Genomic DNA, 634 nt, shown 5'->3' with positions numbered 1-634 from the left:
AGCCGCGCACAGCGTCACCATCTCCGCCGCCGCCGACGACGAGTCCATGAACCACAGGCCCGGATGCGTCGGCATTTCGGCCTTGTCGAGCACGCCGTCCACCATGCACTTCTTGCCGATCTTCTGGATGTTGCCGAGCGCCTTTTCCTCGATCGTGGTGAGGCCGCCCGCGATGTTGCCCTTCGTCGGCTGCGACTCGGACAGGTCGTCGGTCTTCCAGCGGTTGATCATGTCCTGGTAGCGGTCGAACATGAACTGGAAACGTTCGCGCACGCCGTCGTTCGCGCAGCGCGCTGCAACGATCTGCTCGCCGCCCGTCAGCTCTGACGTCTCGCCGAACACGAGCGTGGTGCCGAGCCCGTAGAGTTTGTCGAACGCATTGCCGACGGTCGGATTCGCGCCGCAGCCCGACGTGGTATCCGACTCGCCGCACTTGGTGGAGACCCACAGATCGCTGATCGGGCACTCCTCGCGTTGCAGCGACGTGGCGTACTGCACCATCTCTTTCGCCGCTTTCGATGCGCGCATGATCGTGTCATGGTCGCCATGCAGTTCGATGCCGAAGCCCATCACCGGCTTGCCGGTCGCCGCGATACCGTCGACGACGCGCTTGGTCCAGCCTTCCTCGATGCCA

At 64.2% G+C, this 634-nt stretch carries 1 pseudogene; it reads right to left on the bottom strand.

Annotated elements, in window-relative coordinates:
- Positions 1–634: pseudogene (locus tag DVS29_RS09250) on the bottom strand (UxaA family hydrolase); the annotation flags it as partial.

The organism is Paraburkholderia phosphatilytica (assembly GCF_003443895.1).
GTDB classification, from domain to species: Bacteria; Pseudomonadota; Gammaproteobacteria; order Burkholderiales; family Burkholderiaceae; genus Paraburkholderia; species Paraburkholderia phosphatilytica.
Note: the sequence above shows the minus strand (reverse complement) of the source record. Positions and strands in the feature narration are given on the sequence as shown.